Origin of the sequence: Xanthomonas sp. CFBP 8443, from assembly GCF_025666195.1 — a bacterium.
Classification (GTDB): domain Bacteria; phylum Pseudomonadota; class Gammaproteobacteria; order Xanthomonadales; family Xanthomonadaceae; genus Xanthomonas_A.
Genome location: NZ_CP102592.1, coordinates 4,001,659 through 4,027,666 on the forward strand (window position 1 = coordinate 4,001,659; position 26,008 = coordinate 4,027,666).

Sequence of the window (26,008 nt, forward strand, 5' to 3'; positions counted from 1 at the left end):
ACGCTCCCTTGTAGGAGCGGCTTCAGCCGCGACAGGATCTATCGGTAACGCCTGTCGCGGCTGAAGCCGCTCCTACAGGTGATCATCCGACTACGCGACGGCGCAGGCACGCGCACATGAAAAAGGCCGGCTTGCGCCGGCCTTTCCGCTCACATACCCGTAGCGTCTTACAACGCCTTCGCCGCCGCGACCACGTGCTCGGCGGTGATCTCGAAGTACGTGTACAACTCGTCGGCCGGGGCCGAGGCGCCGAACGTGTCGATGCCGACCACCGCACCGTCCAGGCCCACGTACTTGCGCCAGAAGCCGGTGACGCCGGCCTCCACCGCCACGCGCTTGCGCACCGCGTTCGGCAGCACCGATTCGCGATAGGCCGCGTCCTGGCGATCGAACACGTCGGTCGAGGGCATCGACACCACGCGCGTCTTCAGGCCCGCGGCATCCAGCGTCTTCTTCGCTTCCACGGCCAGGCCGACTTCCGAACCGGTGCCGATCAGGATCACGTCCGGCGCGCCGCCCTCGGCATCGGCCAGCACGTAGCCGCCGCGCTCGACCTGCTTGATCTGCGCCTCGCTGCGCACCTGGAACGGCAGGTTCTGGCGGCTGAACACCAGGCAGCTGGGGCCGTCCTGGCGGGTGATCGCGGCCTTCCAGCTCACCGCCGACTCGACCGTGTCGCACGGGCGCCACACGTCGTTGTTGGGGATGTAGCGCAGCGAGGCCAGGTGTTCCACCGGCTGATGGGTCGGGCCGTCCTCGCCCAGGCCGATCGAATCGTGGGTGTAGACGTGGATCGCGTGCGCCGGGTTCAGCGCGCTCATGCGCACGCCGTTGCGCGCGTAGTCGCTGAACACCAGGAAGGTGGCGTCGAACGGAATGAAGCCGCCATGCAGCGCAAGACCATTCGCGATCGCGGTCATGCCGAACTCGCGCACGCCGTAGTACACGTAGTTGGCGTTCGGGTCGTCAGTGGCGACCGACTTGCTGGCCTTCCACAGGGTCAGGTTGGAATGCGCCAGGTCGGCCGAGCCGCCGACCAGTTCCGGCAGCAGCGGCGCGAACGCTTCGATCGCCATCTGCGAGGCCTTGCGCGAGGCGATGGTCTGCGCTTCCGCGGCCTGCTTGGCGATGTAGGCATCGGCCTGGGCGATGAAGTCCTCCGGCAGCTCGCCGTGCGAGCGGCGGGTCAGCTCGGCGGCCTCGGCCGGGAACTGCTTGGCGTACTTGTCGAACGCCTGCTCCCACTCGGCCTGGCGCAGCGTGCCGGCGCCACCGGCGCGCCAGCCGTCGTAGATCTCCTGCGGAATCTCGAACGGGCCGTACGGCCAACCCAGCGCCTTGCGCGCGCCTTCCAGTTCGTCCTTGCCCAGCGGCGCGCCGTGCGAGGATTCCTTGCCGGCCTTGCTCGGCGCACCGAAGCCGATGGTGGTGCGGCAGCAGATCAGGGTCGGCTTGTCGCTCTCGCCGATCGCGGCCTCGATCGCCGCCTTGATCGCATCGGCGTCCTGCCCGTCGACATCGCGCAGCACGTGCCAGCCATAGGCCTCGAAGCGCGCCGGGGTGTTGTCGCTGAACCAGCCGGCGGTGTTGCCGTCGATGGAGATATGGTTGTTGTCCCAGAACGCGACCAGCTTGCCCAGGCCCCAGGTGCCGGCAAGCGAGGCGGCTTCGTGCGAGATGCCTTCCATCATGCAGCCGTCGCCCATGAACACCCAGGTGCGGTGGTCGACGATCTGGTGCTCGGGGCGGTTATAGCGCTGCGCCAGCAGCTTCTCGGCCAGCGCGAAACCGACCGCGTTGGCGAAGCCCTGGCCGAGCGGACCCGTGGTGGTTTCCACGCCGGGGGTCTCGCTGCGCTCGGGGTGGCCGGCGGTCTTGCTGTGCAGCTGGCGGAAGCGCTTGAGCTGGTCCAGCGGCAGGTCGTAGCCGGACAGATGCAGCAGCGCGTACTGCAGCATCGAACCGTGGCCGTTGGAGAGCACGAAGCGGTCGCGGTTGAACCACTTCGGATTGTTCGGATTGTGGCTGAGGAAGTCGTTCCACAGCACTTCGGCGATGTCGGCCATGCCCATCGGCATGCCGGGGTGGCCGGACTTGGCGGCCTCGACCGCATCGGCGGCGAGGAAGCGGATCGCGTTGGCGAGCTGGCGGCGGGTAGGCGTCGTCATGTGGGTTCTGTTGGCAGCGGGCGCGGGGCGTCGGGTTCGCTATTGTCCCACAGGCTGGGGAGTCGGGACCGGGGACCGGGGACCAGGGACCCGGAAAAGCGGAGAGCGGCGCGCATTCCGCGCAAGCACCGCGAACCCCACAGCCCGCATCGCCATTGCTGTTGCTGTTGCTGTTGCCGTTGCTGTTGCTTCTACCGGGTCCCCGGTCCCCGGTCCCCGGTCCCGGCCGTCCCGGCCGCCCCCTCCTCCCCTTTCGCCACCAACGTCGTCAACGCCAGATCGCCCGTTACGTTCAGCGCCGTGCGGCACATGTCCAGGAAATGGTTGACGCCCAGGATCATGCCGATGCCGACCGGGTCCACCCCGACCATCGCGCAGATCAGCGCCACCACCGGCAGCGAGCCGGACGGCACGCCGGCGGTACCGATGCCGCCGAGGATGCACACCAGCATCACCATGAACTGCTGCGCGATGCTCAGTTCCACGCCGAAGAACTGGGCGAGGAAGATCACGGTGACGCCCTCGAACAACGCGGTGCCGTTTTGGTTGGCGGTGGCGCCGACGGTCAGCACGAAGCGCGAGACCTTGTTCGGCAGGCCCATCTCGTCGGCCACGCGCAGCGCGGTCGGCAGCGTGGCGTTGCTGGAGGCGGTGGAGAACGCCATCACCGTGGCTTCGCGGGTGGCGCGGAAGAACGCCAGCGGCGAGCGCCCGGCGAACTTCACCGCCAGCCCGTAGGTCACCACCATGTGCAGGCCCAGCGCCAGCACCACCACGCCGACGTAGGCGCCCAGGCGGACCAGCAGTTCGAAGCCGAACAGCGCCGCCAGGTTGAACATGAAACAGGCCACCGCGTACGGCGCCAGGCGGATCACCAGCCCGATCAGGGTCATCGAGATCTCGAAGATGCCTTCGATGCCGCGCCGCAGGGTCGCCACCTTGGCGTCGTCGCTGAGCACCATGCCCACGCCGAACATCACCGCGAAGAACATCAGCGACAGGATCGCGCCATTGCTGGAAGCGGCGGCGACCACGTTGTCGGGCACGATCGACAGCAGCATGTCCATGCCGCGCGGCTGGCTCTTGCTCTGGTCGACGATCTGCGCGGCGCGCTCCGCGTTCTGCTGCAGCAGCTGCTGCGCCAACGCATGGTCCACGCCCATGCCCGGCTTGAGCACGTTGACCAGCACCAGCCCGAGCAGCACCGCAATGCCGGACAGCACCACGGTATAGCCCAGCGTCTTCCAGCCGATCCGGCCCAGCGCGCGGATGTCGCCCATCTCGGAAATGCCCATCACCAGCGCCGAGAACAGCAGCGGCACGATCAGCATGAAGATCAGGCTGAGGAACAGCTTGGAGAACGGCGTGGTCAGGTACTTGGTCAGCGTCTGCACCCAGGCCGCCTCGCCGCCTACGGTCATGTGCACGGCCAGGCCCAGCACCAACCCGAGCGCGAAACCGATCGCCATTTTCCAATGCAAAGGCATGCCGGTCTTGGCCTTCACGGGGGTGTCGGTCATGGTGTGCGCCTTGCAGGAAAGAACGGCGAGCTTAACAAACCCACACTGGTGCCCCGCAAGCCTGCGCAGGCGGTGCAGCGCGCCTCACCGGCAGCGCTGCGCCGTGCGCAAGGACCTCATGCGTCGCGCGGATACAGCGGCGGCAGGTCGCCGTTCGCAGGCTTGCGCTGTGCGTCGCGCCAGCGCGGCCCGGCCCAGAACGCCTCGCGCAACGCGGCGCGGGCGCTGGGCACATCGCCGGCGCCGCCCCAGCGTGCGCGCTGCATGCGCAGCACCGCTTCGCGCTGCGCCGGGTCGTCCAGCCGGGTCAACAGCGTATCCAGGTCGGCGACGCCGGCCTGCGCGCACAGGATCGCCGCGACCTCGTCCAGGCCGCCGGCATCCAGCGCCTTGCGCAGGTCGGGCAGGCCGTAGCGGGAACGTGGCGCAGCGACCGCCGCCGGTGCAGCGTGTCCGCTTACCGGCGCACGCGCACCGCGGCTGCGGCGCCAGGCCCAGACCAGCGTCGCCAGCCACAGCAGTGCGAACAGCGCGGCGAGCGCCATCCATCGCGGCGCCGAACCGCGCCATCCGGTCCCCGCCTGGGTCGGCGTCACCGCATTGCCGGCCGGCGCCGCATCCGCGCTCGCTGCCGGGGCGCTGGCCGGCGCCGCAGGCGCTGCCGGCGCACTGCGCCCGGGCAGCACCTGCAGGGTCAGATCGGGCAAGGTCGCCTCGCGCGCATTGCCGGCGGCCACGTCCCACCACGGCACGCGCAGCCCGCTCACCCGCAACGGTCCCGCGGCCTGCGGCACGATCGAATAGCGCCGGGTGATCTTCAGTTGCGGACTGCCGTCGACGAACTTCTCGTCGAACTGCGGCGGTTCGGCGAACACCTGCGCGCCGTCGATGCTCGGCGTCGGCAGCTCCGGGAACTGCGCCTGGGTGGCGCCGCGCGCGCTGGCCTCGACCACGATGTCGGCCGCCTCGCCCACCGCCGCGCGCTGCGGCGTGGCGGTATAGCGCAGGCGCAGGTCGTGCAGCGGCAACCACGGCTGCGGCGCATTGGCCGGTTGCGCGCGCACCTGCAGCGTCTGCGCCGCGCTGCGCGCGCTGAGGTCGCCGCCGCGGCCGAAATAGTCGTCGAAGAAGCCACTGGGGCCGCGTCCGCGGAAGCGCGCGCCGGGGAGAGTCAACGGCCCGCTGCGCTCGGGCACCAGCAGGAAGCGGCGCTCGACGATGGTGAACATGCGTCCGTCGATCTCACGCCGGCTCTGGATGTCGTCGCCGATGCGCTGCAGCGCGGCGCCGCTGGGCGGATCCAGGTCCAGTTCGCCCGAACTCAGCGGCACCCCCAGGTACAGCCGCACCACCACGCCGACGCTCTGCTGGACGTACGGCTGCGCGTCGTCGGCGACGGTCTGCACGAATACGTCGGCGTTGCCGATTTGCGCCGGATCGCCGGCGCGGGTGCTGCCGGCCGGCGCCGGCGCGGCCGCGCCGACCTGCAACCTTAGCGGCGCGGTGCGCTCGTTGCCCACGCGCAGCGACGGGATCTCCAGCGTGCCGCTGGCGCGCGGCGTCAGCGCCACGCCGAACAGCGACTTCGCCGTGACCTGGCCGTTGACCATCTGCATCTGCCGGCTGTTGACCTCGTCGCTGAGCGCGAAATCCGCGTGCAGCGGCGCATACTCCGGCGCCGCCAGGCCTTGGTCGGTCTCGATGTTGAGGGTGACGCTCTCGCCGGCGCCGATGCTGTCGCGGTCCAGCCACGCACGGGTGGCGGCCGCGGCGGGCAGCGCCAGCATGGCCAGCAGGACCAGGATGGCCGACAGGGCCAGTGTCGCCGACCGCATCGGCGTGGCGAAGACGCATCCGCGCCAGCGGCGTTGCTTGCGTTCGATCATGGTCCTTCCCGCTGCCTGCGTTCGTGTTCGAGCTTGAATTTGGCGCGCAGCAGGTTGCCCGGATCGTCCGGCACCCGCCGCAGCCATGCCTCCACCGCTTGCCGCTGTTCGCGCTGCTGCGGGGTTTCCGCCGCGGCCGCAGCGGCGCGCGCGGCCGCCTGCTTGCCCGCCGCGCCCTGCTGCGCCGCCATCGCCTGCTGCATCTGCTGGCGCTGCGCCGCATCGGCCTGCTGCTGCGCCTGCGCATCGCCCGGCTTCGGCGGCGCCGGCGGCTGCCCATCCTTCGGTGCGCCAGACGGCGGCGACTGTCCGTTCCTCTGCCCTGGCTGGCCTTGCGCATCGGGCTGCGGCGGCGCCTTGGCCTGGGCCGGATCCTGGTCCTTGGGCGTGCCGCCGGCACCCGACTGCGACTGGCCTTTCTGGTCCTGTTGCGATTTGTTGTTGCCCTGCTGTCCCGGCTTGTTCTGCCCGGACGTGTTCTGCCCGGACTGGCGCTTGCGCGCGGCATCGACCGCGGCGCGGTTGGCGATCGCATCGGCCATCTGCGGCTGCTGCCGCAGCGCCTTGTCGTAGGCGTCGATGGCCTCGTCGTAGCGGCCCTGGCGGGCCAGCGCATTGCCCAGGTTGTACCAGCCCTGGTCGCTGTCGATGCCTTCGAACTGTTGCTGCGCGGCGGCGAAATCGCCCTTGCGATAGGCCTGCACGCCCGTGTCCAGGCGCTGCTGGCGCACCTGGTCGGGACGCCGCCACCAGTTGCCGGCGGCAGCGTCGCCGCCCGTGGCGCCGGTCGCCTGCGCCTGCGCCTGCGCCGGCCACGGCATCGCCAGCGGCAGCAGCAACACCAGCAGCACTGCCGCGCCACCGCGGCGACGGAACGCGAACAGCGCCAGCAGCAACAGCGGCGGCAGCAGCCAGTAGCCCTGGTCCAGCCACACCCGGCCGCTGTGTTCCCCGGCGGCGGTTGCATCCTGTTGCTGCGCCGGTTGCAGCACGCCCAGCGCGTGCAGATCGGCATCGGTCGGCGTCAGCGCGGCGTAGCGGCCGTTGCCGGCGGCGGCCAGCGCCTGCAGCGCGCCGGCATCCAGTTGCGCATGGCCGACGCCGCCCTGGCCGTCGCGATAGGCCGCCCCCTGCGCGGTCCCCAATCCCAGCGCGGACACGCGGTAGCCCTGCCCGGCCGCGCGCGCCGCAGCCTGCTGCGCCTGCGCGTCGGCCTGGTCGCTCAGCAGCAGGATGTCGCCGCGGGTGAAACCGGCCTGGCGCAGCAACTGCGCGGCCCAGTCGATGGCCAGGTCGCCGCGCTGTCCGGGCATCGGCATCACCTGCGGCGACAGCGCGTCCAGGAACAAGGCCACGTTGGCCGCGTCGTCGGTCAGCGGCGCGACGGTATAGGGTTCGCCGGCGTAGGCCAGCAGCGCGACTTCGCCGCCGGCGCGCTCGCGCAGCAGCGTCGCCAGCTTGGCGCGCGCCTGCAGCAGGCGCGACGGCGGCAGGTCGCCGGCCTCGATCCGCGGCGACAGGTCCAGCGCGATCACCAACGGCGTGCGCGACTGCCACAGCGGCTGCTGTTCCTGGCGCCAGCTCGGCCCGGACAGCGCCACGACCGCAAGCACGTAGCCGAGCGCGGCCAGCCACAGGCCGGACAGCGACTGTCGGCCGTCCTCCTTCGCCAGCAGGTGCGGCAACAGGTGCGCGTCCACCGCGCGCCGCCACACATTGCGGCGCCGGCGCCGGCGCAGCCAGCTCCAGCCCAGCAACGGCAGCAACAGCAGCGTCCACAGCCACTGCGGACGCAGCAGATGCAAGGCCTCCAGGAAACCGAGCACGGCGTTCATTGCCGCCTCCATGGCCACACGAAGGAGATCAACCCCAGCAGCAGCGCCGCCGCCAGCGGCCACGCGTAGCGCTCGATCCGCGGGCGCACCGCCGGGCCGGCCAAGCGCACCGGCTCCAGGCGCTCCAGCTCGGCGTAGATCGAGACCAGTTCGTCGGTGTCGCGGGCGCGGAAGAAGCGGCCGCCGGTGTCCTGCGCGATCTTGCGCAAGGTGTCCTCGTCGACCTGATCGTCGCCGCCGCTGGCGGGGATCGGCAAGCCGAACAGCGAATAGCCGCCGGCACCGCCGAAGGCGATGGTGTAGACGCGCACGTGTTCGGCCTTGGCCAGTTCCGCCGCCTTGGCCGGTTCCAGCACGCCGGCGGTGTTGACGCCGTCGGTCAGCACGATCAGCACCCGGTCGCCCTGCGGCTGTTCGCGCAGGCGCTTGACCGACAGCGCGATCGCGTCGCCGAGCGCGGTCTCGCGTCCGGCCAGGCCGACCACGCTGTCGCGCAGTTGATCGCGCACCGTCGCCAGATCGGCGGTCAGCGGGGTCAGCGCATACGCCTGCTGGCCGAACACCAGCAGGCCGATGCGGTCGCCGTCGCGGCGGTCGAGGAAGTCGGCCAGTACCGCCTTGGCCGCGGTCAGCCGGTCCACCACGCGTCCGCCCAGGGTCATGTCCGGCTCGCTCATGCTGCCGGACAGGTCCACCGCCAGCATCAGCTGACGCGCCTGCTGCGGCGGCGAGATCGGCTCGCCCAGTTGCAGCGGCCGTGCCGCCGCGCCGCACAGGCAGAACCAGGCCAGCCACGCCAGCCACAGGCCGACGCGCCACAGGCCGACGCGCGCGGGCGCCGCCGCCACGGCCTGCAACTGCGCGCCGTACGGCACGCGCAGCGCCGGTGCGTTGCCGCGCTGCGCCGGCAGCAACAGCCGCGCCAGCAGCGGCAGCGGCATCGCCAGCCACATCCATGGCCAGGCGAACCCGGCCAGCAGGTCGGCGAGACTTTGCCAGTGCAGCGAGAACATGCTGATCGCGGCCGTGCTCATCGCCTGGCCATCAGCTCGAGGAAGCGGCGCCGCGCCAGCGGCAGCAAGGCCTGCAGCTGCGCACGATCCAGTTCGCGCCGATAGCCGCCGTCGAGCAGCACCCGGCCCGGCCCGGCGGAGAAGTCCTGGCGCTTGCCGCCGTCGAGGAAGCGCAGCCAGGGCTCGCCCTGCAGCGCCGCGGCGGCGGGGTCGCGGCGCCGCGCTGCGCGGCGCAGCAGTTCCGACACCGCGGCCACTTGCGCCGGCGCAGCGCCGCTGCCGAGCGCCGCATCGAACTGGCGCTGCCAGCGGCGCAGCCGCGCGCGCCGCCACGCCCACAGGCCCAGCGCGATGCCCAGCGCCAGCAGCAGCGCCGCGCCCAGCAGCAACCAGCCCGGGGCCGGCGGCCACCACGGCGGCGCCGGCGGCAGGTGCACATCGCGCAACGGCAACTGTTGCGGGGTCATCGCGGCGCGCTCCCGGCTGGCGCCGGCAGCAGCCAGGATTCGCTGGTCGCATCGCTGCGCAGCACGCGCACCTGCACGCCGCGCCCGGGCAGTTCGGCCACCAGGGTTTCCAGCGGCGCGACGAACTGCGCGTGCCAGCGTTGTTGCGCGCTGGCCGCCAGCAAGTCCACTTCCACCCGTCGGCCGCCGGCCCAGAACGGCAACGCCGCACGCGGCGGCTGCAACTCCAGCGCGTCGGCCAGCAACAACAGCACCACGTCGTTGTGCAGCGCCAGCCCGGCCCAGCGCGCCGCGGGAATCGCGTTGGCGCTGGTCGGATCGGCCAGCACCACCAGCCGCGAACCCGGCCGCAGCAGCTTGGCCGCGTGTTCCAGCGCCACGCCGAGGCCGGCATCGTCCGGCGGCGGCTGCGCGTACCAGCGCGCCAGCGCGTCGAGCACGCGCAACGCGCCGCGCGGTCCGGCCGCCGGCGGCACCGGCGCTTCGCTGCGGCTGCCGCGCAAGGCGGCGAGACGATCGCCCTGGCGCTGCGCGGTCCATGCCGCCACCGCGCCGGCACGCGCCGCCTGCACCGACTTGAAACGCACGCGGGTGCCGAAATACAGGGTCGGCGCGGTATCGGCCACGATCAGGCTGAGCCGCTCGCGCTCGGCCTGGAACAGTTTGGTATGGGTGCGCCCACTGCGCGCGGTGAGCCGCCAGTCGATGTGGCGCACGTCGTCGCCGGCCACGTACTCGCGCGACTCGGCGTATTCCATGCCGCGGCCACGTTGCGCCGCCGGCGCGCTGCCGCTGAGGCCATGGCGCCCGCGCCGCGGCGGCGGCACCCTCGCCACACTCGCGCGCAACGCCACCAGTTCGGCCAAGGTCGGGCGCACACCGTCGCCGCCCGGCGCGGCGTCGGCGCGTGGCGTCTGCGGCGGCATGGTCTGCACGGCCACCGTGCGCTACCTCGCCCGCGGCATGGCGCCGCCGGCATGACATGCCGGCGCCCGGCGCTGTGGCCGTTTCCGTTCGCGCTGCCGCTCGGTCAAGGCGGCGGCACCTGGTCCAGCAGCGCGGCGACCAGGCGATCGCCGTCCCAGCCCTCGGCCGTGGCCTCGTAGCTGGGCAGCACGCGATGGCGCAATACGTCCGGCGCGACCGCGCGCACGTCGTCCGGGGTCACGAAGTCGCGCCCTGCCAGCCAGGCGCGCGCACGCGCGCAGCGCTCCAGCGCGATCGAGCCGCGCGGACTCGCGCCCCAGGCGATGCGCCGTGCCAGTGCGGGGTCGTAGCCGCTGGCGTCGCGCGAGGCCAGCACCAGTTCGATCAGGTAACGCTCCAGCGGCGGCGCCATGTGCAGCGACAGCACCGCACGCCGCGCGGCGAACACGTCCTCCAGCGGCAGCCGCGGCGGTGCTGCCTCGCCGTGCTCCAGGGTCTCGCGCGCGCGCTCGCGCGCCAGGCGCAGGATCTCGGCCTCGGCGGCGGCTTCCGGATAGCCGATCCGCACATGCATCAGGAAGCGGTCCAGCTGCGCCTCGGGCAGCGGGAAGGTGCCCTCCTGCTCGATCGGGTTCTGCGTGGCCATCACCAGGAACAGCTTCGGCAGCGCATAAGTGTGCCGACCGACGGTGACCTGGCGCTCGCCCATCGCCTCGAGCAGCGCCGACTGCACCTTGGCCGGCGCGCGGTTGATCTCGTCGGCGAGCAGGATCGGATGGAAGATCGGCCCAGGCAGGAACTCGAAGCGGCTTTCCTGCGGGCGCCACACCTCGGTCCCGGTCAGGTCGGCCGGCAACAGGTCCGGCGTGAACTGGACGCGGGCGAAATCCGCTTCCAGCCGCGAGGCCAGCGCGCGGATCGCGGTGGTCTTGGCCAGGCCGGGCGCGCCTTCGACCAGCAGGTGGCCATCGGCGAGCAGCGCGATCAGCAACCGTTCCACCAGCGCGGACTGGCCGACGATGGTGGCGGACAGGCCGTCGCGCAGGGCGAGGAAGGCCGCGTGCAGACGCTGCTGCTCGGACGCGGCGGGAGAAGGGTCGAAGCTCGAGGGCGTGGTGTTCATGCGCCGAGTTTGACCTATCGGCGGTGAAATGGTTCTGCGCCCACAACAAGAATCGGCCGCGAATTCAGATTTTCCTCATCCGCCGCCTGAAACGAAGACGGGAGAAGCGCATGCTTCTCCCGTCCTGTCACTACCGGTGCTTCGGCAGCACGGGATCAGCCAGCGGCCGGCGCTCGCTTGGCCACGCGCATCACCTTCGGCGTCACGAAGATCAGCAGTTCGGCCTTGCTCTTGCTGCGGCCGCGCTTCTTGAACAGATTGCCCAGGAACGGGATATCGCCCAGGAACGGCACCTTGGAAATGCTGTTGCGATCGGTGAACTCGTACACGCCGCCGATCACCACGGTCTGGCCGTCGTCCACCAGCACCGCGGTATTGATCTCGCGGCGGTTGATTTCGGGAATGGTGCCGTAGCCTTCGAGTACGCGGTACTGGTCGACCTCGTCCTTCTTCACGTTCATGTTCAGGAAGACGCGATTGTCGTCGGTGATGGTCGGGGTGACCTTCAGCTCCAGCAACACTTCCTTGAACTGCACGTTCGGCGTCGCTGCAGTCCCGGCGGTGCCACCGGTGATGGTGACGTAGCCGATTTCCTTGCCCTGCTTGATCACCGCCTCACGCTGGTTGGAAGTGACGATGCGCGGGTTGGAGATCACCTCGCCACGGCCCTCTTCCTGCAGCGCCGACAGCTCCAGATCCAGGTTGAAGTTGGATCCGAGCAGCGTATAGGCCAGGCTCGGCAGGGTCGTCGCATTGGTGAAGGTGGTGCCGCCCAGATCGACGTTGAGCCCGCGCGTGGCCGCGGCGCCGCCGCCGGTCGCGCCGCTGCCGACGGTCGCGGTGTTGTCGCCGTAGGTATGGGTACCGCCGATGCCGAACTTGGCGCCCAGATCGCGGGCGAAGGTGTCGGTGGCGATGACGATGCGGCCCTCGATCAGCACCTGGTCGACCGGACGGTCGATCACGTTGATCAGCTCGCGCATCTGCGCGATCTTCTTCGGGATGTCGCTGATCATCAGCGTATTGGTGCGCTCGTCGGCGACGATGCGTCCGCGCGGCGACAGGAAGCCGTTGTCGGTCTGGCCGCTGCCGCCGCTACCGCCGCCACCACCACCACCGCCGCCACCACCGATCCCCTTGGCCTCGGTCAACGCTTTGAAGATCGTGGTGGCGCTGTGGTAGTTGATCTGGATGTAGTCGGTGCTCAGGTCCTCGCGGTTCTCGATCGCGATCCGCGCGTCTTCCTTGTCCTGCTCGAACTTGGCCAGCTCCTGCTGCGGCGCGACCCAGACCACGGCGCCGTCGCGGCGCTTGTCCAGGCCCTTGGCGCGCAGCACGATGTCCAGCGCCTGGTCCCACGGCACGTTGACCAGGCGCAGGGTGACGCTGCCCTGCACGGTGTCGGACGCGACGATGTTGAGGTTGGATTCCTCGGCGATCAGCTGCAGCACGGTGCGCACCGGCACGTCCTGGAAGTTGAACGTGACCGGGCGGCCGCTATAGCCGCGCGCGGCGACCTGCGCCGCCGCCTGACTGACCGTGGTCGCGCTGACCGCGCCCACTGCCGGCGCCGAGGTCCGCGGCGAGATCTCCACCACGTACTCGTTGCCGGACTGGTAGGCCAGCGACTCGAACGCGCCGCTGGTGCTCAGCACCAGCTGCGCGCCGCCGGCATACGGCTTGGCGTCGATGCGCTGGACCGGTGTGGCGAAGTCGGTGACGTTGAGTGGACGCTGCAGTTCCGCCGGCAGCGATGCGTTGCCGACATCGACCACCACGTTGTTGCCCTGGGTCCGCAGATCGGGGCTTGCGCCCGCGCCGCTGAAGTGCAGGATCAGCCGCCCCGCATCGCCGTCGCCGCGCTTGAAATCGATCTTCGACACCGTGAGCTTGGCCGGTGCCTGCGGCGCTGCCACCGCCGGACCCGGCGCAGGCGTCGCCGCCAGCGCCGCACCCACCACGGCCGAGCTCCCCAGCATCGCCGCCAACCCCAATGCGCATAGCCGCACCGTCGCGTGGCGCCGGATGGGACGCAGGCTCAGGGCTTTGGAAAAAGTCATCGTGCTATCCCCATAATCAATCATTGATCGTCCAGCGCCACGGCAGCCGGACGTTCCAGCCAACCGCCAGCGCCATCCGGCACCAGTTCAATCAAATCGATGCGATCCTCGTGCACCCCGGTCACGCGGCCATCGCTCTGCCCCATGTAGATGCCGGGACGAACCCGGTAGGTCACCTTGTCCGGCGCCATCACCAGCGCCACCAGGCCCGCACCGTTGCCCAGCGTGCCGACCATCGTCAAGCCGTCCAGCGGGAACTGCTCCAGCGGTTCCTTGCGCCGGTTCGGATCCGGGCGCAGGCCGTTGTTGCCATCCGGACTGGTCCAGGCGTCGCTGAACGGATCGCGCAGGCCCTGCGCCGCATATTCGAAGGTTTCGAACTGCTGCATCACCGGCAGCGGCTCCAGCGGCTGCGCCGGCCGCGCGCGCACGTCCTTCACCCAGTTCTCCAGGTTCGGCGCCTCGCCCGGCGTGCTGGTCACGCCGCGACCGCAACCGCCGAGCAGCGCCACCAGCGCCAGCCCGGCCAGGCACTTCAATGCCGTAGCGTGCCGCTTCATGCGCCACCGCCTTGCTTGGAAGCCTTCTTCGCCGCGGCCGCCGCTTTCTCCTGGTCCGCCATTTCCTTGTCGTCCAGGTAGCGATAGGTCTTGACCGTGCCGGACAACTCCAGCTCGCCGCGCGCGGTGAGCCCGACCTTCTGGTCCTTGGGCTTGAGATTGATGTCGTGCATGGTCAGGATCACCACCCGCGGCAGCGACGCCACGCCGCTGACGAAGGCGCCGAACTGGTGGTAGCTGCCGACCATGCGCAGCGCGATCGGCTTCTCCGCGTAGAACTCCTTCGGCGACTCCGGGCCTGGCTGGAACAGCTCGTTGGCCAAGCCACTGGACAACGCGGTCTGCGAGATGTCGATGATCAGGTCGGGCATCTCGGTCTTGCTCGGCAGCTGCCGCAGCATCTGCTGCAGCACCTGCTCCATCTGCGCCAGTTGCTGCTTCAGCGGCTGCAGGTTGACCGCGCGGCTCTGCTCCTTCTCGAACGAGGCGCGCAGCTCGGTTTCCTTCTGCTCCAGCGTGCCCAGCTCGTCGCGCTTGTCGCTGATCAGCAGGAACCACGACAGGATCAGGATGAACAGCGTGACCAGCACGCAGAAGCCGATCTTGGCCTGCTGCGGCCAATTGCCGAGGTTGTTGAAGTCCAGGTCTTTCAGGTTGACTTTCTTGCTCATGACGCCGGTCCCTGTTGCGCTGGCGTGGCGGCAGGCGCGGCCGACGGGGTGGCCGGCGGCGTCGCGGGTGCGGTCGGTGCCGCGGGCGCGGCAGTCGACGCCGGAGTTGCGGCGGCGCCGGCGGCGGGCGGCGCGGCCGTCGTACCGGGTGCCGGCGTGCCAGTACCCGGTACCGTGTCCGCGGCGTCGCCCGGCACCGGCAGCTTGACCTTCAGCGTGAACACGTAGGGCAAGGCCTTGGCGTCGACGATCGGCCCCTTGACCTCCTTGTCCTGCGCCTTGGCCTCGATCACCGACAGTTCCGGATTGGTCATCCAGCCCGAGCCCTCGAGATTGCGCATGTAGGCGCTGACCCGCGCATTGGATTGCGAGCGTCCTTCCAGGGTCAGGATGTCGCCTTCCTGCTTGACCGCGGTCAGCACCACGCCATCGGGGATGGTGCGCACCAGCGAGTCGAACAGGTGCACCATCTGCGAACGCTTGGCCTGCAGCTCTTCGATCACGCGCTTGCGCGCCAGCAGGCGCCGCTTCTGCTCGTCGAGCTTGTCGATTTCCTTGTTCTGCGCCTGGACCTTCTCGATCTCGGTCTGCAGATAGGCGTTGCGCTCGTTCTGCCCGGTGATCTGACGGTCGTAGTAGAACCAGATCAGCGCCGCCAGCAGCACGCCGGCCAATGCGGCGAAGCCCAGCATCGAGTAGAACTCGCGCTCGCGTTGCTTGCGTCGCTCCGCCCGCCAGGGCAGCAGGTTGATTTTTGCCATCAGTCGAAGCTCCTCAGAGCCAGGCCGGTGGCGATCATCAGCGCCGGCGCGTCCTGGGCCAGCGCATGCGCCTGCACCTTCGGCCCCAGGGTCATCTGCGCCAGCGGGTTGGCGACCACGGTCGCCACTCCCAGTTGTTCCTCGACCATCTCCGGCAACCCGGCCAGCGCCGCGCAGCCGCCGGCCAGCACGATGTGGTCGACCCGGTTGAATTCGCTGCCGGCGTAGAAGAACTGCAACAGGCGGCTGATCTGCTGCACCGTCGCCTCCTTGAACGGCTCCAGCACTTCGATCTCGTAGCTTTCCGGCAGCCCGCCCTGGCGCTTGGCCATGCCGGCTTCCTCGTAGGTCAGGCCGTAGCGGCGCATCACTTCGTCGGTCAGCTGCTTGCCGCCGAATACCTGTTCGCGGCTGTACAGGCTGCGTCCGCCGCGCAACACGTTGAGCGTGGTCATGGTGGCGCCGATATCGACCAGGGCGACGACGCCATCTGCGGCCACCGGCAGCTCGCTGGCCACCAGCGCGAACGCGTTCTCGACCGCGAAGGCCTCCACGTCCATGACCCTGGCGATCAGGCCGCCGAGTTCCAGCGCCGACTGGCGCAGCTCCACGTTCTCCGAGCGCGACGCGGCCAGCAGCACCTGCACCATCTCCGGGTTGTTGGGGATGCTGCCCAGCACCTCGAAGTCCAGGTTCACTTCGTCGATCGGGTACGGGATGTAGTTGACCGCCTCCAGCTCGACCTGCGCTTCCAGCTCGTTCTCGTCGAGCTCGGCCGGCATCGGGATCAGCTTGGTGATCACCGCCGAGCCGGCCACCGCCGCCGCGGCATGCTTGGCGCGGGTGCCGGACCGGGTCACGGCGCGGCGAATCGCCTCGCCCACGGCTTCGACCTCGACGATGTTCTTCTCGACCACGGCGTTGGGCGGCAAGGGTTCCACGGCGTAGTGCTCTACGCGGAACCGGTTGCCGCTACGCGACAGCTGCAACAGCTTGACCGCAGTCGAACTGATATCGACGCCGATCAGCGGTTGCTGACTCTTTGGGATAAGCCCCACGGATTTTCCCCTGCCGACGGGCACTTGGACGCCAATCTTGCGTCCGCGCATTAATAACAAATTTTTTGCAATTGGCAACCACCCTCGGCATGTCGTGACCTCGGTCACGTCATGTCTTGTGGCGGCAACCCTTCGCATCCCCGGAATCGGCCCCAGCCGTTCCCCGCCGTACTCTATACTCTGCGCCCAAGAAATCTGCAATCGGAATCTCTGTCGATGCCCCGTTTTCGTCGTTGGCTGCGCTGGGCGCTGGTCACGTTTGTCGTCCTCGCCCTGGTCGGAGCAGCCGCCGCCGGCGGGCTGTATTACGTCGTCTCCTCCAAGCTTCCCGACGTGCAGACGCTGCGCCAGGTGGAGCTGCAGGAGCCCATGTACGTCTATGCCAGCGACGGCAAGCTGATGGCCCTGTTCGGCGAGACGCGGCGCTATCCGATCACCATGAAGGACGTGCCGGAGCGGCTGAAGCAGGCGTTCCTGGCCACCGAGGACGCGCGCTTCTACCAGCACGGCGGAGTCGACTACAAAGGCATCGCCCGCGCGGTGTGGCTGTTGGCCACCACCAGCGACAAGCGCGTGCCGGGCGGCTCGACCATCACCCAGCAGGTCGCCCGCCAGTTCTTCCTGAGCTCCGAATACAGTTATACGCGCAAGCTGGCCGAGATCCTGCTGGCGCGCAAGATCGAGGCCGAGCTGAGCAAGGACGAGATCTTCGAGCTGTACCTCAACAAGAGCTTCTTCGGCAACCGCGCCTACGGCATCGCCGCCGCGGCCGAGTACTACTACGGCAAGAAGCTCAACGAACTGAGCCTGGACGAGATGGCCTCGCTGGCCGGCATCCCCAAGTTCCCGTCCAGCGGCAACCCGATCAGCAATCCCGAGCGCGCCAAGCAGCGCCGCGACAACTACGTGCTCAGCCGCATGGCGTCGCTGGGCTTCGTCACCCAGGCCGAGGCCGACGCCGCCAAGGCGGTGCCGATGCACGCCACGCCGCACGAGCGCCCGGTCGAGGTCGAGTCGCCCTACGTGGCCGAGCTGGTACGCCAGGAGATGATCGCGCGCTTCGGCGGCGACGTGCTCGACAAGGGCTACCACGTCACCACCACCATCGACACCGAGCTGCAGGCCGCCGCCAACCAGGCGGTGCGCAAAGGCCTGGTGATCTACGACCGGCGCCATGGCTGGAATGGCGTGGAGAAGCATTTCGACGTGGCCGCCGACGCCGACGCGGCCGCGCTGGCCGGCCACCTGGCCGGCATCAATGCGCAGGGCGGCATGCTGCCGAGCATCGTCGCCGCCACCGGCAGCGACGGCAGCGCCAGCGTGGTGCTCGCCAACAAGACCGAACTGGTGCTGCCGGCCGCCTCCAGCCGCTGGACCGGGCGCAGCCCGGCCGCGCTGCTCAAGCGCGGCGACCTGGTGCGGATCCAGGCCGGCGACAAGCCGGGCGAGTGGGAAGTCACCCAGTTGCCGCGCGGACAGTCGGCGCTGGTGTCGCTGGACGCCAACAACGGCGCGCTGCGCGCCCTGGTCGGCGGCTTCAGCTACGCCGGCAACAAGTTCAACCGCGCCACCCAGGCGCGGCGCCAGCCCGGCTCCAGCTTCAAGCCGTTCCTGTACGCGGCCGCGTTCGAGAAGGGCTTCAATCCGGCGTCGATCGTGCTCGACGCGCCGGTGGTGTTTCGCGACCGCCGCGGCAAGACCTGGTCGCCGCAGAACGACGGCGGCGGCTTCCGCGGCCCGATGCGCCTGCGCGAGGCGCTGGTGCAGTCGCGCAACCTGGTCTCGGTGCGCCTGCTCGACAGCATCGGCGTGGACTTCGCGCGCAAGTACATCAGCCAGTTCGGCTTCCAGGAAGCCGAGCTGCCGCCCAACCTGTCGATGTCGCTGGGCACCGCGTCGCTGACCCCGCTGTCGGTGGCGCGCGGCTATGCGGTGTTCGCCAACGGCGGCTCGCGGGTGGACACCTGGATCATCGACAAGGTCACCGACCGCGACGGCAATGTGCTGTTCCAGGAGCACGCGCCGACCGCCTGCCGCAGCTGCGGCAGCGTCGGCGGCAGCGCCACTCCGGCCAGCCAGGTGGTCGACGGCTTCAACTTCGGTGCGGCAACGCCGCCGCCGGCGCCCAAGCCTGCGGCGACCGCCGCAGCGGCCCCGGCCGTGGCCGAGACCGCGCCGGCCGATCCCGAGGCCAAGGTGGCGCCGCGCGCGATCGACGAGCGCACCGCCTACCAGCTGGTCTCGATGATGCGCGACGTGGTCCAGCGCGGCACCGGCACCGCCGCCAAGGTCCTGGGCCGCGAGGACATCGGCGGCAAGACCGGCTCCACCAACGACCACCGCGATGCCTGGTTCTCCGGTTTCGGCGGCCCCTACGTGACCACCGTGTGGGTCGGCCGCGACGACTTCCGTTCGCTCGGCTACCGCGAATACGGCGGCAAGGCGGCGCTGCCGATCTGGATCGAGTACATGCGCGTGGCGCTGAAGGACAAGCCGATCGCCAGCAACGACCCGCCGGCCGGCATGGTCCAGGCCTCGCTCAACGGCGCCACCGAGTGGGTCAAGGTGGAGGACATGGATCGCATCCAGGAGTTCGACTACGGTCTGCAGGACCAGAAGACCGACGACGCGGCGTTCGATATCTTCTAAGGGCTCGGGACTCGGGACTCGGCGGGTCCCGGCGCCGAGGCGGCGATGGCTGGCGGACGCTGCGTAGCCGAGCGCGATTCGAACCGGCTGCAGCGCGCAACCGCGCTGCATGCCGACGTCACCGCGCTGTTGTACAGTCGGGGCAGGCTTTGAGGGAGGCGGCCCCATGCACCACGCTCGGCAACATGCCCAGACCCGCACGCACGAACGCCGCCGCCGGCTGGCCCACGAAGCCGCCCGGCTGATGGCCGAAGGCGGCATCCGCGATTTCCACCAGGCCAAATTGAAGGCCGCCGAACGGCTCGGCATCCATGACGACGCCTCGCTGCCGCGCAACCGTGAGATCGAGGATGCGCTGCGCGAGTACCAGCGCCTGTTCGCCGGACCCGATCACGCCGGCGGCCTGCGTCTGCGCCGCGAGGCCGCGTTGCGCGCGATGGACTTCCTGCACGCGTTCGCGCCGCGTCTGGTCGGCCCGGTGTACGACGGCACCGCCGATGCCAACAGTCCCGTGCAGTTGCACCTGCACAGCGACGACGCCGACGCGGTGGCGCGCTTTCTCGAAGAACACCGGATCCCGGCCGAATCGCGCACGCGCCGGCTGCGCCTGGACCGCGAACGCAGCGAGGACTTCCCGGTGTGGCTGTTCGCCGCCGAGGAACTGAGCTTCGACCTGACCGTGCTGCCATACGACGCGCTGCGCCAGGCGCCGCTGTCGCAGGTCGACGAGAAGCCGATGCGGCGCGCCTCGGACAGCCAGCTGCGGCAGCTGCTGACCGAGCAGGACATCGCCGACTACCAGCAGCGGCGCTGAGCGCCGCCGCGCCGCGCGTCCCGCGCACATCCCCTCGCCACCGGACCCACTGCATGCCCGCCATTCCCGCCAGCGCCATCGTCATCTCGCGCAACAGCTTCGACAGCGACGATGCGTACGCGCCGATCCAGTCCAACATCAGCTTCATCAACGCCCAGCTCGACCAATGGCTGCGCCCGGACGAGATCGCCGCCGAGGCGATGTGCAGCTACTACGTCGACTTCTACGTGGCACAGGTGGAAAACGGCGGCTTCGCCCAGTTCGTCTACAACTGCAATGCCGACCCGGTGGTGCTGGACCAGGTCGGGCGCGGGCTGCAGGCGATGCAGGCGCCGCGGCATGCGACGCTGTACGCGGCCAGCCGCGCGCTGCTGGAGCGGATGGACGAGGACACGCTGCAGGCGTTCATGGATGGCGACTACTTCGGCGACAACCCCGCGCGCGACGCGCTCGACCAGCATGGCGACGCCTTCCATGCGCTCGCGGAAGAAGAAGACCTGATCACGTTGAACTCGGCCTGGTTGCGCGCGCATCCGCAACTGGTGGTGCTGTCGATCGAAGAGATGCAGGCCGAGGTCGAGCGCCGTGCCGCGGCCCTGCCCGATCGCCATGCGCGCGTCGCCGCAGCGCTGGAGAACGAACCGCACTACATGAAACTGATCCGCCCCCTGTGCGCCGACAGCGGGCACACGCTGGACAGGGTCACCGCGGGCGACCCCAGCCACGCGCACAACGGCGGCCAGGTGCTGGCCTGGCACTTCCTGACCGATCGCGGCCACTTCTACCTGCTCGACCTCGATGGCATCGCGCGCATGCACGAGGCCGACAGCCATGCGCTGGTGGCGCAGATCGAAGTGCCGGTCGAGCATTAGTGCGGCTCGATCCAGATCCTGCTACGCGATGATGCCATCGCGCAGCGGTGCCTGTGGAAGGCGCTTGGGCGGCATCAAGCCATCGGCCGCAGCGGGCATTCCAGGTCACGCGCGTCGCGACTGAAGTCGCTCCCACATGAAAAGCGCTTCGGCGCGGCGCCTGCATGCAAGGCCGCGGGAGCGCCTCCAGTCGCGACGAGAGGCGCCCCGGAAAAGCCGCCGCACACAGTCCGCCCCATAAAAAACGCCCCGCAAAGCGGGGCGTTCTTGCGAAGGATCAACGGCAGCCCAATCAGCGCTGGCCGTCGGCCTTGTAGTCGCGCTTGTCGTAGCCGGTGTAGATCTGGCGCGGACGGCCGATCTTCATTTCCGGGTCGACCTGCTGCTCCAGCCAATGCGACACCCAGCCGGCGGTGCGCGCGATGGCGAACATCACGGTGAACATCTCCACCGGAATGTTCAGCGCCTTGTAGATGATGCCCGAGTAGAAGTCGACGTTCGGGTACAGCTTGCGCTGCACGAAGTAGTCGTCCTTCAGCGCGGCCTCTTCCAGCTTCAGCGCCACTTCCAGCAACGGATCGTTGACGCCCAGTTCGCCCAGCACCTTGTGGGTCATCTCGCGGATGATCTTGGCGCGCGGATCGAAGTTCTTGTAGACGCGGTGGCCGAAGCCCATCAGGCGGAAGCTCGAGTTCTTGTCCTTGGCCTTGGCCACGGCGCTCTCGACGTTGTCGGCGGTACCGATCTCTTCCAGCATCTTCAGCACGGCTTCGTTGGCGCCACCATGCGCCGGGCCCCACAGCGCGGTGATGCCGGCGGCGACCGAGGCGTACGGGTTGGCGCCGGTGGAGCCGACCAGGCGCACGGTCGAGGTCGAGGCGTTCTGCTCGTGGTCGGCGTGCAGGATGAACAGCAGGTCCAGCGCCTTGGCCACGACCGGATTCATCTCCAGCTGCTCGCTCGGCACTTCGAACATCATGTGCAGGAAACGGTCGACGTAGCCGAGATTGTTGCGCGGGTAGCGGATCGGCCAGCCGATCGAATAGCGGTGCGCCGCGGCGGCGATCGTCGGCACCTTGGCGATCAGGCGGATCGCGGCCAGGCGCCGCTGCTCCGGATCGTTGAGGTCCAGCGTGTCGTGGTAGAACGCCGACAGCGAGGCCACCGTGCCGGCCATCATCGCCATCGGGTGCGCGTCGTGGCGGAAGCCGCCGAGGAAGTTCTTCAGCGACTCGTGCATCATCGTGTGATGCGTCACTTCGTGGTCGAAGGTCTTGAATTCGTCGGCGGTGGGCAGTTCGCCGTTCATCAGCAGGTAGGCCACTTCGAGGAAGTTGGACTTCTCGGCCAGCTGCTCGATCGGGTAGCCGCGGTACAGCAGCACGCCGTTGTCGCCATCGATGTAGGTGATCGCCGACTTGCAGCTGGCGGTCGCGGTGAAGCCCGAGTCGTAGGTGAACAGACCGGTTTCTTTGGTCAACTTGGAAATGTCGACGCAATCGTTGCCCAAGGTGGGTTTGAGTACCGGCAGAACGACCGACTTGTCGCCGGCATTCAGCGTGACCTGATCAAGATCGGACACAGTGTGCGCTCCTCAGTGGAAGGCGCCTGCCCGTACTTTGCGAACAGACGCGTGAAGGAAGTCCACGGCAATTACCACGGATCGCGCCATTATCGCACAGCAACATTTGAGTCGTTGCTCGTCCTCACGCCGCAAAGCGCAGGCCCGCGGCGACACAGCGTTGCATCCTCGCCGCCATCGGACGGGAAGATCTACGCAGGCCGCGACGGACCGGGAATCGGCGGATCGGGAACGCCAAAAAAGACGGCCGCGCAGGGCGCGGCCGTCTTCTACCACTTCGACCGCTCGATCAGCGCGCGTAGCGCTTCTGGAACTTGTCGATGCGGCCGCTGGTGTCGATGACCTTGTGCTTGCCCGTATAGAACGGATGCGAAGCCGAGGAGATTTCGACCTTGATCAGCGGATACTCTTCGCCGTCCTCCCACTTGACCTTGTCCTTCGAGGACATGGTCGAACGGGTCAGGATCTTGAAATCGGAGGTGACGTCGTGGAACACGACGTTGTGGTACTGGGGATGGAGGTCGGCCTTCATGGGCTCGCACCGTAGGGGCTGCTGGACAAGAGGGAAACTATAGCAACTCCCCGGGCCTGCGCGCAAGAACAACCTGCACCGAATATGCGGTGCCGGGAACGCGAGGCGGGCGCCCGCGCTCAGGGCAAGGCCTGCACCGGCCCCTCCCTGCCTCCCATGCTTCGTACTCTCTGAAAATCCCGAGTCCCGAGTCCCGAATCCCGAGTCCCGGATCCCGGGACAAGCCTCGCCGGCACCATCGGGGGGATCCGCCCCGATAGCGCCGGCAGGCTCCCGGCTCAGCCCGCGCCCACCGCTGCGCGCGCCAGCGCCTGGAAGCGGGCCTGGTCGTAGCGGATCAGCAGCGCCGCGTTGTCGGCCAGGCCGAGCTGGCGGTTCCAGTCGACCAGGGTGGCGCCGCGGCTGTGGACCCCGGCCAGTTCGACCTGCAGCGGCCGCGACTGCACCTCCAGCGCGCCGTCGGGCTGCAGCGCCCAGGCCATCGCCAGCGCATCGGCGGCATACCAGTACTCGCCGCGCGAATCCTCCGACCACAGCCGGGTCTTGCGCGAGATCTCCTCGTAGAAGCGCGCCTTGTCGGCGTCCGCCGCCAGCCACTGTTCGACCTCGCGGTGCGGCAGGCCATGGGCGACGGTGGCCTCCCAGTCGGCGACCTCGATGTGCGGGAACCCGGAAAACACGATGTGCGCCGCTTCCGGATCGAAGGCGATGTTGAACTCGGCGGCCGGGGTGATGTTGCCGTGGCAGGTGATCGCCCCGCCCATCACCACGAAGCGACGCACCCGCTGCGGCAGGGTCGGGTCCAGCTTCAGCGCCAGCGCGACGTTGGTCAGCGGGCCGAGCGCGACCAGCAGCAGCGAACCAGCGTACTGGTGCGACAGGCGCAGGATCGCCAGGGCCGCGTGCTCGTGCTCGGCGGCACGCGCCGACGGCGCCAGGCCGACATCGCCGAACCCATCCACGCCGTGCACGTGAGCGGCGTCCACCGCCGGATGCAGCAACGGATCGGCGCAGCCGGCGTACACCGGCACATCCTCGCGCCCGGCCACTTCGCACAGCTTCAGCGCATTGCGCACGGTGTGCTGCAGACCGACGTTGCCGGCGGCGATGGTCAGGCCGACCACCTCGTGGCGCTCGTCGGCGAAGGCCATCAACAGGGCCAGGGCGTCGTCCACGCCGGGATCGGTGTCGATCAACAGGGGAATCTTGTCGCTCATGCGCGATTCTTCATCAGTCCATTCGGCCGCCGAGTCTGGCATTGCGGCGGGGCCGTGGAAAGCCGGGGCTTCCGCGGCTCTAGCGAATCCCCAATCCCCAATCCCGAATCCCAGCCGTGGCGCCAGCCACGGCTAAGCCCCCGCAAACCGCGCCGCGCCGCCCACCCAGCGCGCGACGATGCGATCGGCCAGGGCCGGCGACTCGGTCAGCAGCCGCTCGGCCAGCGCGTGCACGCGCGGCAGCAGGCCGGCGTCGCGCGCCAGGTCGGCGACGCGGAAGGCGGCCAGGCCGGTCTGGCGGGTGCCGAGCAGTTCGCCGGGGCCGCGCAGTTCCAGGTCCTTCTCGGCGATGACGAAGCCGTCGTTGGTCTGGCGCATGGTCTGCAGCCGCTGCCGCGCCATCGCCGACAACGGCGCCTGGTACATCAGCACGCAACTTGATGCGGCCGCGCCACGCCCGACCCGGCCGCGCAGCTGGTGCAGTTGCGCCAAGCCCAGGCGCTCGGCGTTCTCGATGATCATCAGCGACGCGTTGGGCACGTCGACGCCGACCTCGATGACCGTGGTGGCGACCAGCAGGTCGATCTCGCCCTGTTTGAACGCGCGCATCGCCGCCTGCTTCTCGGCGCCCTTCATGCGGCCGTGCACCAGCCCCACCTTCAGCTCCGGCAGCTGCGCCGACAACGCCTCGAAGGTGGCCTGCGCGGCCGTGGCGTCGATGCGGTTGCCGGCGCCGCCGCCCTGCCCCTGCGCCGGCTTGTCGCTGTCCTCGGTTTCGTCGATCAGGGTGCACACCCAGTACGCCTGGCGGCCTTCGGCGCAGGCCACGCGGATGCGCTGCACCAGCTCCGGGCGGCGCTCGGCACTGAGCACGATGGTCTGCACCGGCGTGCGCCCGGGCGGCAGCTCGTCGATCGCCGACACGTCCAGGTCGGCATACGCGGCCATCGCCAGCGTGCGCGGGATCGGAGTGGCGGTCATCACCAGTTGGTGCGGCACGCCGGCGCCGGTGGCGCCCTTGTCGCGCAAGGCCAGGCGCTGGTGCACGCCGAAGCGGTGCTGCTCGTCGACGATGGCCAGGGCCAGATCGTGGAAGGCCACCGCGGCCTGCATCAGCGCGTGGGTGCCAACCACCACTTGCGCCTCGCCAGAAGCGATCTGCGCCAGCACCGCGGCGCGCGCCTTGCCGGTGACCTTGCCGGCCAGCCAGGCGACGCGGATGCCGAGCGGTTCCAGCCAGGCGCGCAGGTTGGCCAGGTGCTGCTCGGCGAGCAGTTCGGTCGGCGCCGCCAGCGCCGCCTGCTTGCCCTTGTCCACCGCCAGCATCGCCGCCAGCGCCGCGACCACGGTCTTGCCGCTGCCGACGTCGCCCTGCACCAGGCGCAGCATCGGCGAGGGCTTTTCCAGATCGGCGCGGATCTGCGCGTACACCCGCTGCTGCGCGCCGGTGAGCTGGAACGGCAGCGACTGCTGCAGGCGCTTGGCCAGCAGGCCGCGGCCGCGCAGCGACGGCGAACGCTGGCGCTGCAGCGCGATGCGCTGGCGGCGCAGGCTCAGGTGATGGGCCAGCAGTTCTTCCAGCGCCAGCCGCTGCTGCGCCGGATGCAGGCCGGCGGCGAGCGCGCCCAGGTCGGCCTGCGGTGGCGGCCGGTGCGCGATCAGCAGCGCGCTGCGCAGCGAGGGCAGGCCCAGTTCGGCCAGCATCGCCGCCGGCAACAGCTCCAGCGACGCTTCGGCGGGCAGCCGGTCCAGCGCCTGGCCGATCAGCTTGCGCAGCGTCGCCGGGCCGATGCCCTCGACCGCCGGGTAGACCGGGTCCAGGCTGTCGTCCAGTCCTGCGATTTCGTCGCCGCCGAGGATCTGGTAGCTCGGATGCACCATCTCCAGGCCGTGCTGGCCCGGCTTGGGCGTGCCGAACGCGCGCAGCCGCGCACCCACCGCGAACTGCGCCACCTGCGCGGCGCGGAACTGGAAGAAGCGCAGCACCAGCGTGCCGCGCGAATCGTCGGCCACCGCCACGCGCAGCATCGGCCGGTAGCGGAACCCGCGATCCACCGCCTCCACCCGCACCTCGACCTGCGCCGGGATGCCCGGCTGCAGCGCCGCCACCGGGGTCAGCCGGGTACGGTCCTCATAGCGGAGCGGCAGGTGCAGCCACAGGTCCTGCAGCGTCAGCAGGCCACGCGCGGCGAACTTCTCGGCGACCTTCGGGCCGACGCCCGGCAGCGCCGACAACGGCGCCTCGCCTGCCGCCGACAGCGCCGGCGCCGGAACCTGCACGCACGGCACGGGC

General features: G+C 69.7%; 20 protein-coding genes. 3 read left to right on the forward strand and 17 right to left on the reverse strand.

Features of this window, described 5'->3' with window-relative positions:
• Positions 1–167: 167 nt before the first annotated feature.
• The 13 genes from tkt to NUG20_RS16810 form a co-directional block, all read right to left on the reverse strand.
• Positions 168–2,168 (reverse strand): transketolase, encoded by a 2,001-nt coding sequence (tkt, locus tag NUG20_RS16750; protein WP_263395559.1) that lies wholly within the window; start codon positions 2,166–2,168, stop codon positions 168–170.
• Positions 2,169–2,359: 191 nt separating this feature from the next.
• Positions 2,360–3,688 (reverse strand): dicarboxylate/amino acid:cation symporter, encoded by a 1,329-nt coding sequence (locus tag NUG20_RS16755; RefSeq protein WP_263395560.1) that lies wholly within the window; start codon positions 3,686–3,688, stop codon positions 2,360–2,362.
• A 116-nt stretch (positions 3,689–3,804) separates the two neighbouring features.
• Positions 3,805–5,523, reverse strand: coding sequence for a BatD family protein (locus tag NUG20_RS16760; protein WP_263398515.1), 1,719 nt, complete (start codon positions 5,521–5,523; stop codon positions 3,805–3,807).
• 47 nt (positions 5,524–5,570) lie between these two features.
• Positions 5,571–7,409, reverse strand: coding sequence for a tetratricopeptide repeat protein (locus NUG20_RS16765; protein ID WP_263395561.1), 1,839 nt, complete (start codon positions 7,407–7,409; stop codon positions 5,571–5,573).
• Positions 7,406–8,422, reverse strand: coding sequence for a vWA domain-containing protein (locus NUG20_RS16770; protein WP_263398516.1), 1,017 nt, complete (start codon positions 8,420–8,422; stop codon positions 7,406–7,408). The genes NUG20_RS16765 and NUG20_RS16770 overlap by 4 nt, the downstream gene beginning before the upstream one ends.
• 17 nt (positions 8,423–8,439) lie before the next feature.
• Entirely contained in the window at positions 8,440–8,889 is a 450-nt protein-coding gene (locus tag NUG20_RS16775) for a DUF4381 family protein (protein ID WP_263395562.1), read from the reverse strand.
• On the reverse strand, positions 8,886–9,815 hold the full coding sequence (locus NUG20_RS16780; RefSeq protein ID WP_263398517.1) for a DUF58 domain-containing protein: 930 nt from the start codon (positions 9,813–9,815) through the stop codon (positions 8,886–8,888). Before NUG20_RS16780 ends, NUG20_RS16775 begins: the two co-directional genes overlap by 4 nt.
• Positions 9,816–9,919: 104 nt before the next feature.
• On the reverse strand, positions 9,920–10,939 hold the full coding sequence (locus NUG20_RS16785) for an AAA family ATPase (protein ID WP_263395563.1): 1,020 nt from the start codon (positions 10,937–10,939) through the stop codon (positions 9,920–9,922).
• A gap of 155 nt (positions 10,940–11,094) precedes the next feature.
• On the reverse strand, positions 11,095–12,999 hold the full coding sequence (locus tag NUG20_RS16790; RefSeq protein ID WP_263395564.1) for a type IV pilus secretin PilQ: 1,905 nt from the start codon (positions 12,997–12,999) through the stop codon (positions 11,095–11,097).
• Positions 13,000–13,019: 20 nt separating this feature from the next.
• Positions 13,020–13,559, reverse strand: coding sequence for a pilus assembly protein PilP (locus NUG20_RS16795; RefSeq protein WP_263395565.1), 540 nt, complete (start codon positions 13,557–13,559; stop codon positions 13,020–13,022).
• A complete protein-coding gene (locus NUG20_RS16800) occupies positions 13,556–14,230 on the reverse strand; it encodes a type IV pilus inner membrane component PilO (protein ID WP_263395566.1) in 675 nt (224 codons plus the stop codon). The genes NUG20_RS16795 and NUG20_RS16800 overlap by 4 nt, the downstream gene beginning before the upstream one ends.
• The gene (locus NUG20_RS16805; RefSeq protein ID WP_263395567.1) at positions 14,227–14,991 is read right to left on the reverse strand and encodes a PilN domain-containing protein; all 765 of its coding nucleotides are present in this window, start codon (positions 14,989–14,991) and stop codon (positions 14,227–14,229) included. Before NUG20_RS16805 ends, NUG20_RS16800 begins: the two co-directional genes overlap by 4 nt.
• Entirely contained in the window at positions 14,991–16,049 is a 1,059-nt protein-coding gene (locus NUG20_RS16810; protein WP_343237612.1) for a pilus assembly protein PilM, read from the reverse strand. The genes NUG20_RS16805 and NUG20_RS16810 overlap by 1 nt, the downstream gene beginning before the upstream one ends.
• A 216-nt stretch (positions 16,050–16,265) precedes the next feature.
• Between NUG20_RS16810 and NUG20_RS16815 the strand changes: the two genes are divergently transcribed.
• The 3 genes from NUG20_RS16815 to NUG20_RS16825 all read left to right on the forward strand — a co-directional run bounded on the left by NUG20_RS16815 (position 16,266) and on the right by NUG20_RS16825 (position 20,384).
• Complete coding sequence (locus NUG20_RS16815; RefSeq protein ID WP_263395569.1) at positions 16,266–18,698, forward strand: penicillin-binding protein 1A; 2,433 nt, start codon at positions 16,266–16,268, stop codon at positions 18,696–18,698.
• 166 nt (positions 18,699–18,864) lie between these two features.
• Positions 18,865–19,512 carry a hypothetical protein gene (locus tag NUG20_RS16820; RefSeq protein WP_263395570.1) on the forward strand — a complete coding sequence of 216 codons (648 nt, stop codon included), beginning with the start codon at positions 18,865–18,867 and terminating at the stop codon, positions 19,510–19,512.
• A gap of 53 nt (positions 19,513–19,565) precedes the next feature.
• A complete protein-coding gene (locus tag NUG20_RS16825) occupies positions 19,566–20,384 on the forward strand; it encodes a DMP19 family protein (protein ID WP_263395571.1) in 819 nt (272 codons plus the stop codon).
• Positions 20,385–20,676: 292 nt separating this feature from the next.
• On the opposite strand, the gene NUG20_RS16830 is transcribed toward NUG20_RS16825, so the two are convergent.
• The 4 genes from NUG20_RS16830 to recG all read right to left on the reverse strand — a co-directional run bounded on the left by NUG20_RS16830 (position 20,677) and on the right by recG (position 26,004).
• The gene (locus NUG20_RS16830) at positions 20,677–21,966 is read right to left on the reverse strand and encodes a citrate synthase (protein WP_185815393.1); all 1,290 of its coding nucleotides are present in this window, start codon (positions 21,964–21,966) and stop codon (positions 20,677–20,679) included.
• Between the two features lie 289 nt (positions 21,967–22,255).
• Entirely contained in the window at positions 22,256–22,498 is a 243-nt protein-coding gene (locus tag NUG20_RS16835; RefSeq protein WP_263395572.1) for a type B 50S ribosomal protein L31, read from the reverse strand.
• Positions 22,499–22,776: 278 nt separating this feature from the next.
• Entirely contained in the window at positions 22,777–23,715 is a 939-nt protein-coding gene (locus NUG20_RS16840; RefSeq protein WP_263395573.1) for a nucleoside hydrolase, read from the reverse strand.
• A gap of 132 nt (positions 23,716–23,847) precedes the next feature.
• Positions 23,848–26,004, reverse strand: coding sequence for an ATP-dependent DNA helicase RecG (gene recG / locus NUG20_RS16845; protein ID WP_263395574.1), 2,157 nt, complete (start codon positions 26,002–26,004; stop codon positions 23,848–23,850).
• Positions 26,005–26,008: the final 4 nt, after the last annotated feature.

Excerpts from the sequence above, each read along its gene's own strand:
- NUG20_RS16770 (WP_263398516.1), bottom strand. The coding sequence starts at position 8,422 with ATGTTCTCGCTGCACTGGCAAAGTCTCGCCGACCTGCTGGCCGGGTTC.
- NUG20_RS16805 (WP_263395567.1), bottom strand. The coding sequence starts at position 14,991 with ATGGCAAAAATCAACCTGCTGCCCTGGCGGGCGGAGCGACGCAAGCAA.
- NUG20_RS16815 (WP_263395569.1), top strand. The coding sequence starts at position 16,266 with ATGCCCCGTTTTCGTCGTTGGCTGCGCTGGGCGCTGGTCACGTTTGTC.
- NUG20_RS16755 (WP_263395560.1), bottom strand. The coding sequence starts at position 3,688 with ATGACCGACACCCCCGTGAAGGCCAAGACCGGCATGCCTTTGCATTGG.
- NUG20_RS16840 (WP_263395573.1), bottom strand. The coding sequence starts at position 23,715 with ATGAGCGACAAGATTCCCCTGTTGATCGACACCGATCCCGGCGTGGAC.
- NUG20_RS16760 (WP_263398515.1), bottom strand. The coding sequence starts at position 5,523 with ATGCGGTCGGCGACACTGGCCCTGTCGGCCATCCTGGTCCTGCTGGCC.
- NUG20_RS16825 (WP_263395571.1), top strand. The coding sequence starts at position 19,566 with ATGCCCGCCATTCCCGCCAGCGCCATCGTCATCTCGCGCAACAGCTTC.
- NUG20_RS16800 (WP_263395566.1), bottom strand. The coding sequence starts at position 14,230 with ATGAGCAAGAAAGTCAACCTGAAAGACCTGGACTTCAACAACCTCGGC.
- NUG20_RS16835 (WP_263395572.1), bottom strand. The coding sequence starts at position 22,498 with ATGAAGGCCGACCTCCATCCCCAGTACCACAACGTCGTGTTCCACGAC.
- tkt (WP_263395559.1), bottom strand. The coding sequence starts at position 2,168 with ATGACGACGCCTACCCGCCGCCAGCTCGCCAACGCGATCCGCTTCCTC.
- NUG20_RS16795 (WP_263395565.1), bottom strand. The coding sequence starts at position 13,559 with ATGAAGCGGCACGCTACGGCATTGAAGTGCCTGGCCGGGCTGGCGCTG.
- NUG20_RS16765 (WP_263395561.1), bottom strand. The coding sequence starts at position 7,409 with ATGAACGCCGTGCTCGGTTTCCTGGAGGCCTTGCATCTGCTGCGTCCG.
- NUG20_RS16785 (WP_263395563.1), bottom strand. The coding sequence starts at position 10,939 with ATGAACACCACGCCCTCGAGCTTCGACCCTTCTCCCGCCGCGTCCGAG.
- NUG20_RS16790 (WP_263395564.1), bottom strand. The coding sequence starts at position 12,999 with ATGACTTTTTCCAAAGCCCTGAGCCTGCGTCCCATCCGGCGCCACGCG.
- NUG20_RS16820 (WP_263395570.1), top strand. The coding sequence starts at position 18,865 with ATGCACCACGCTCGGCAACATGCCCAGACCCGCACGCACGAACGCCGC.
- NUG20_RS16780 (WP_263398517.1), bottom strand. The coding sequence starts at position 9,815 with ATGCCGCCGCAGACGCCACGCGCCGACGCCGCGCCGGGCGGCGACGGT.
- NUG20_RS16775 (WP_263395562.1), bottom strand. The coding sequence starts at position 8,889 with ATGACCCCGCAACAGTTGCCGTTGCGCGATGTGCACCTGCCGCCGGCG.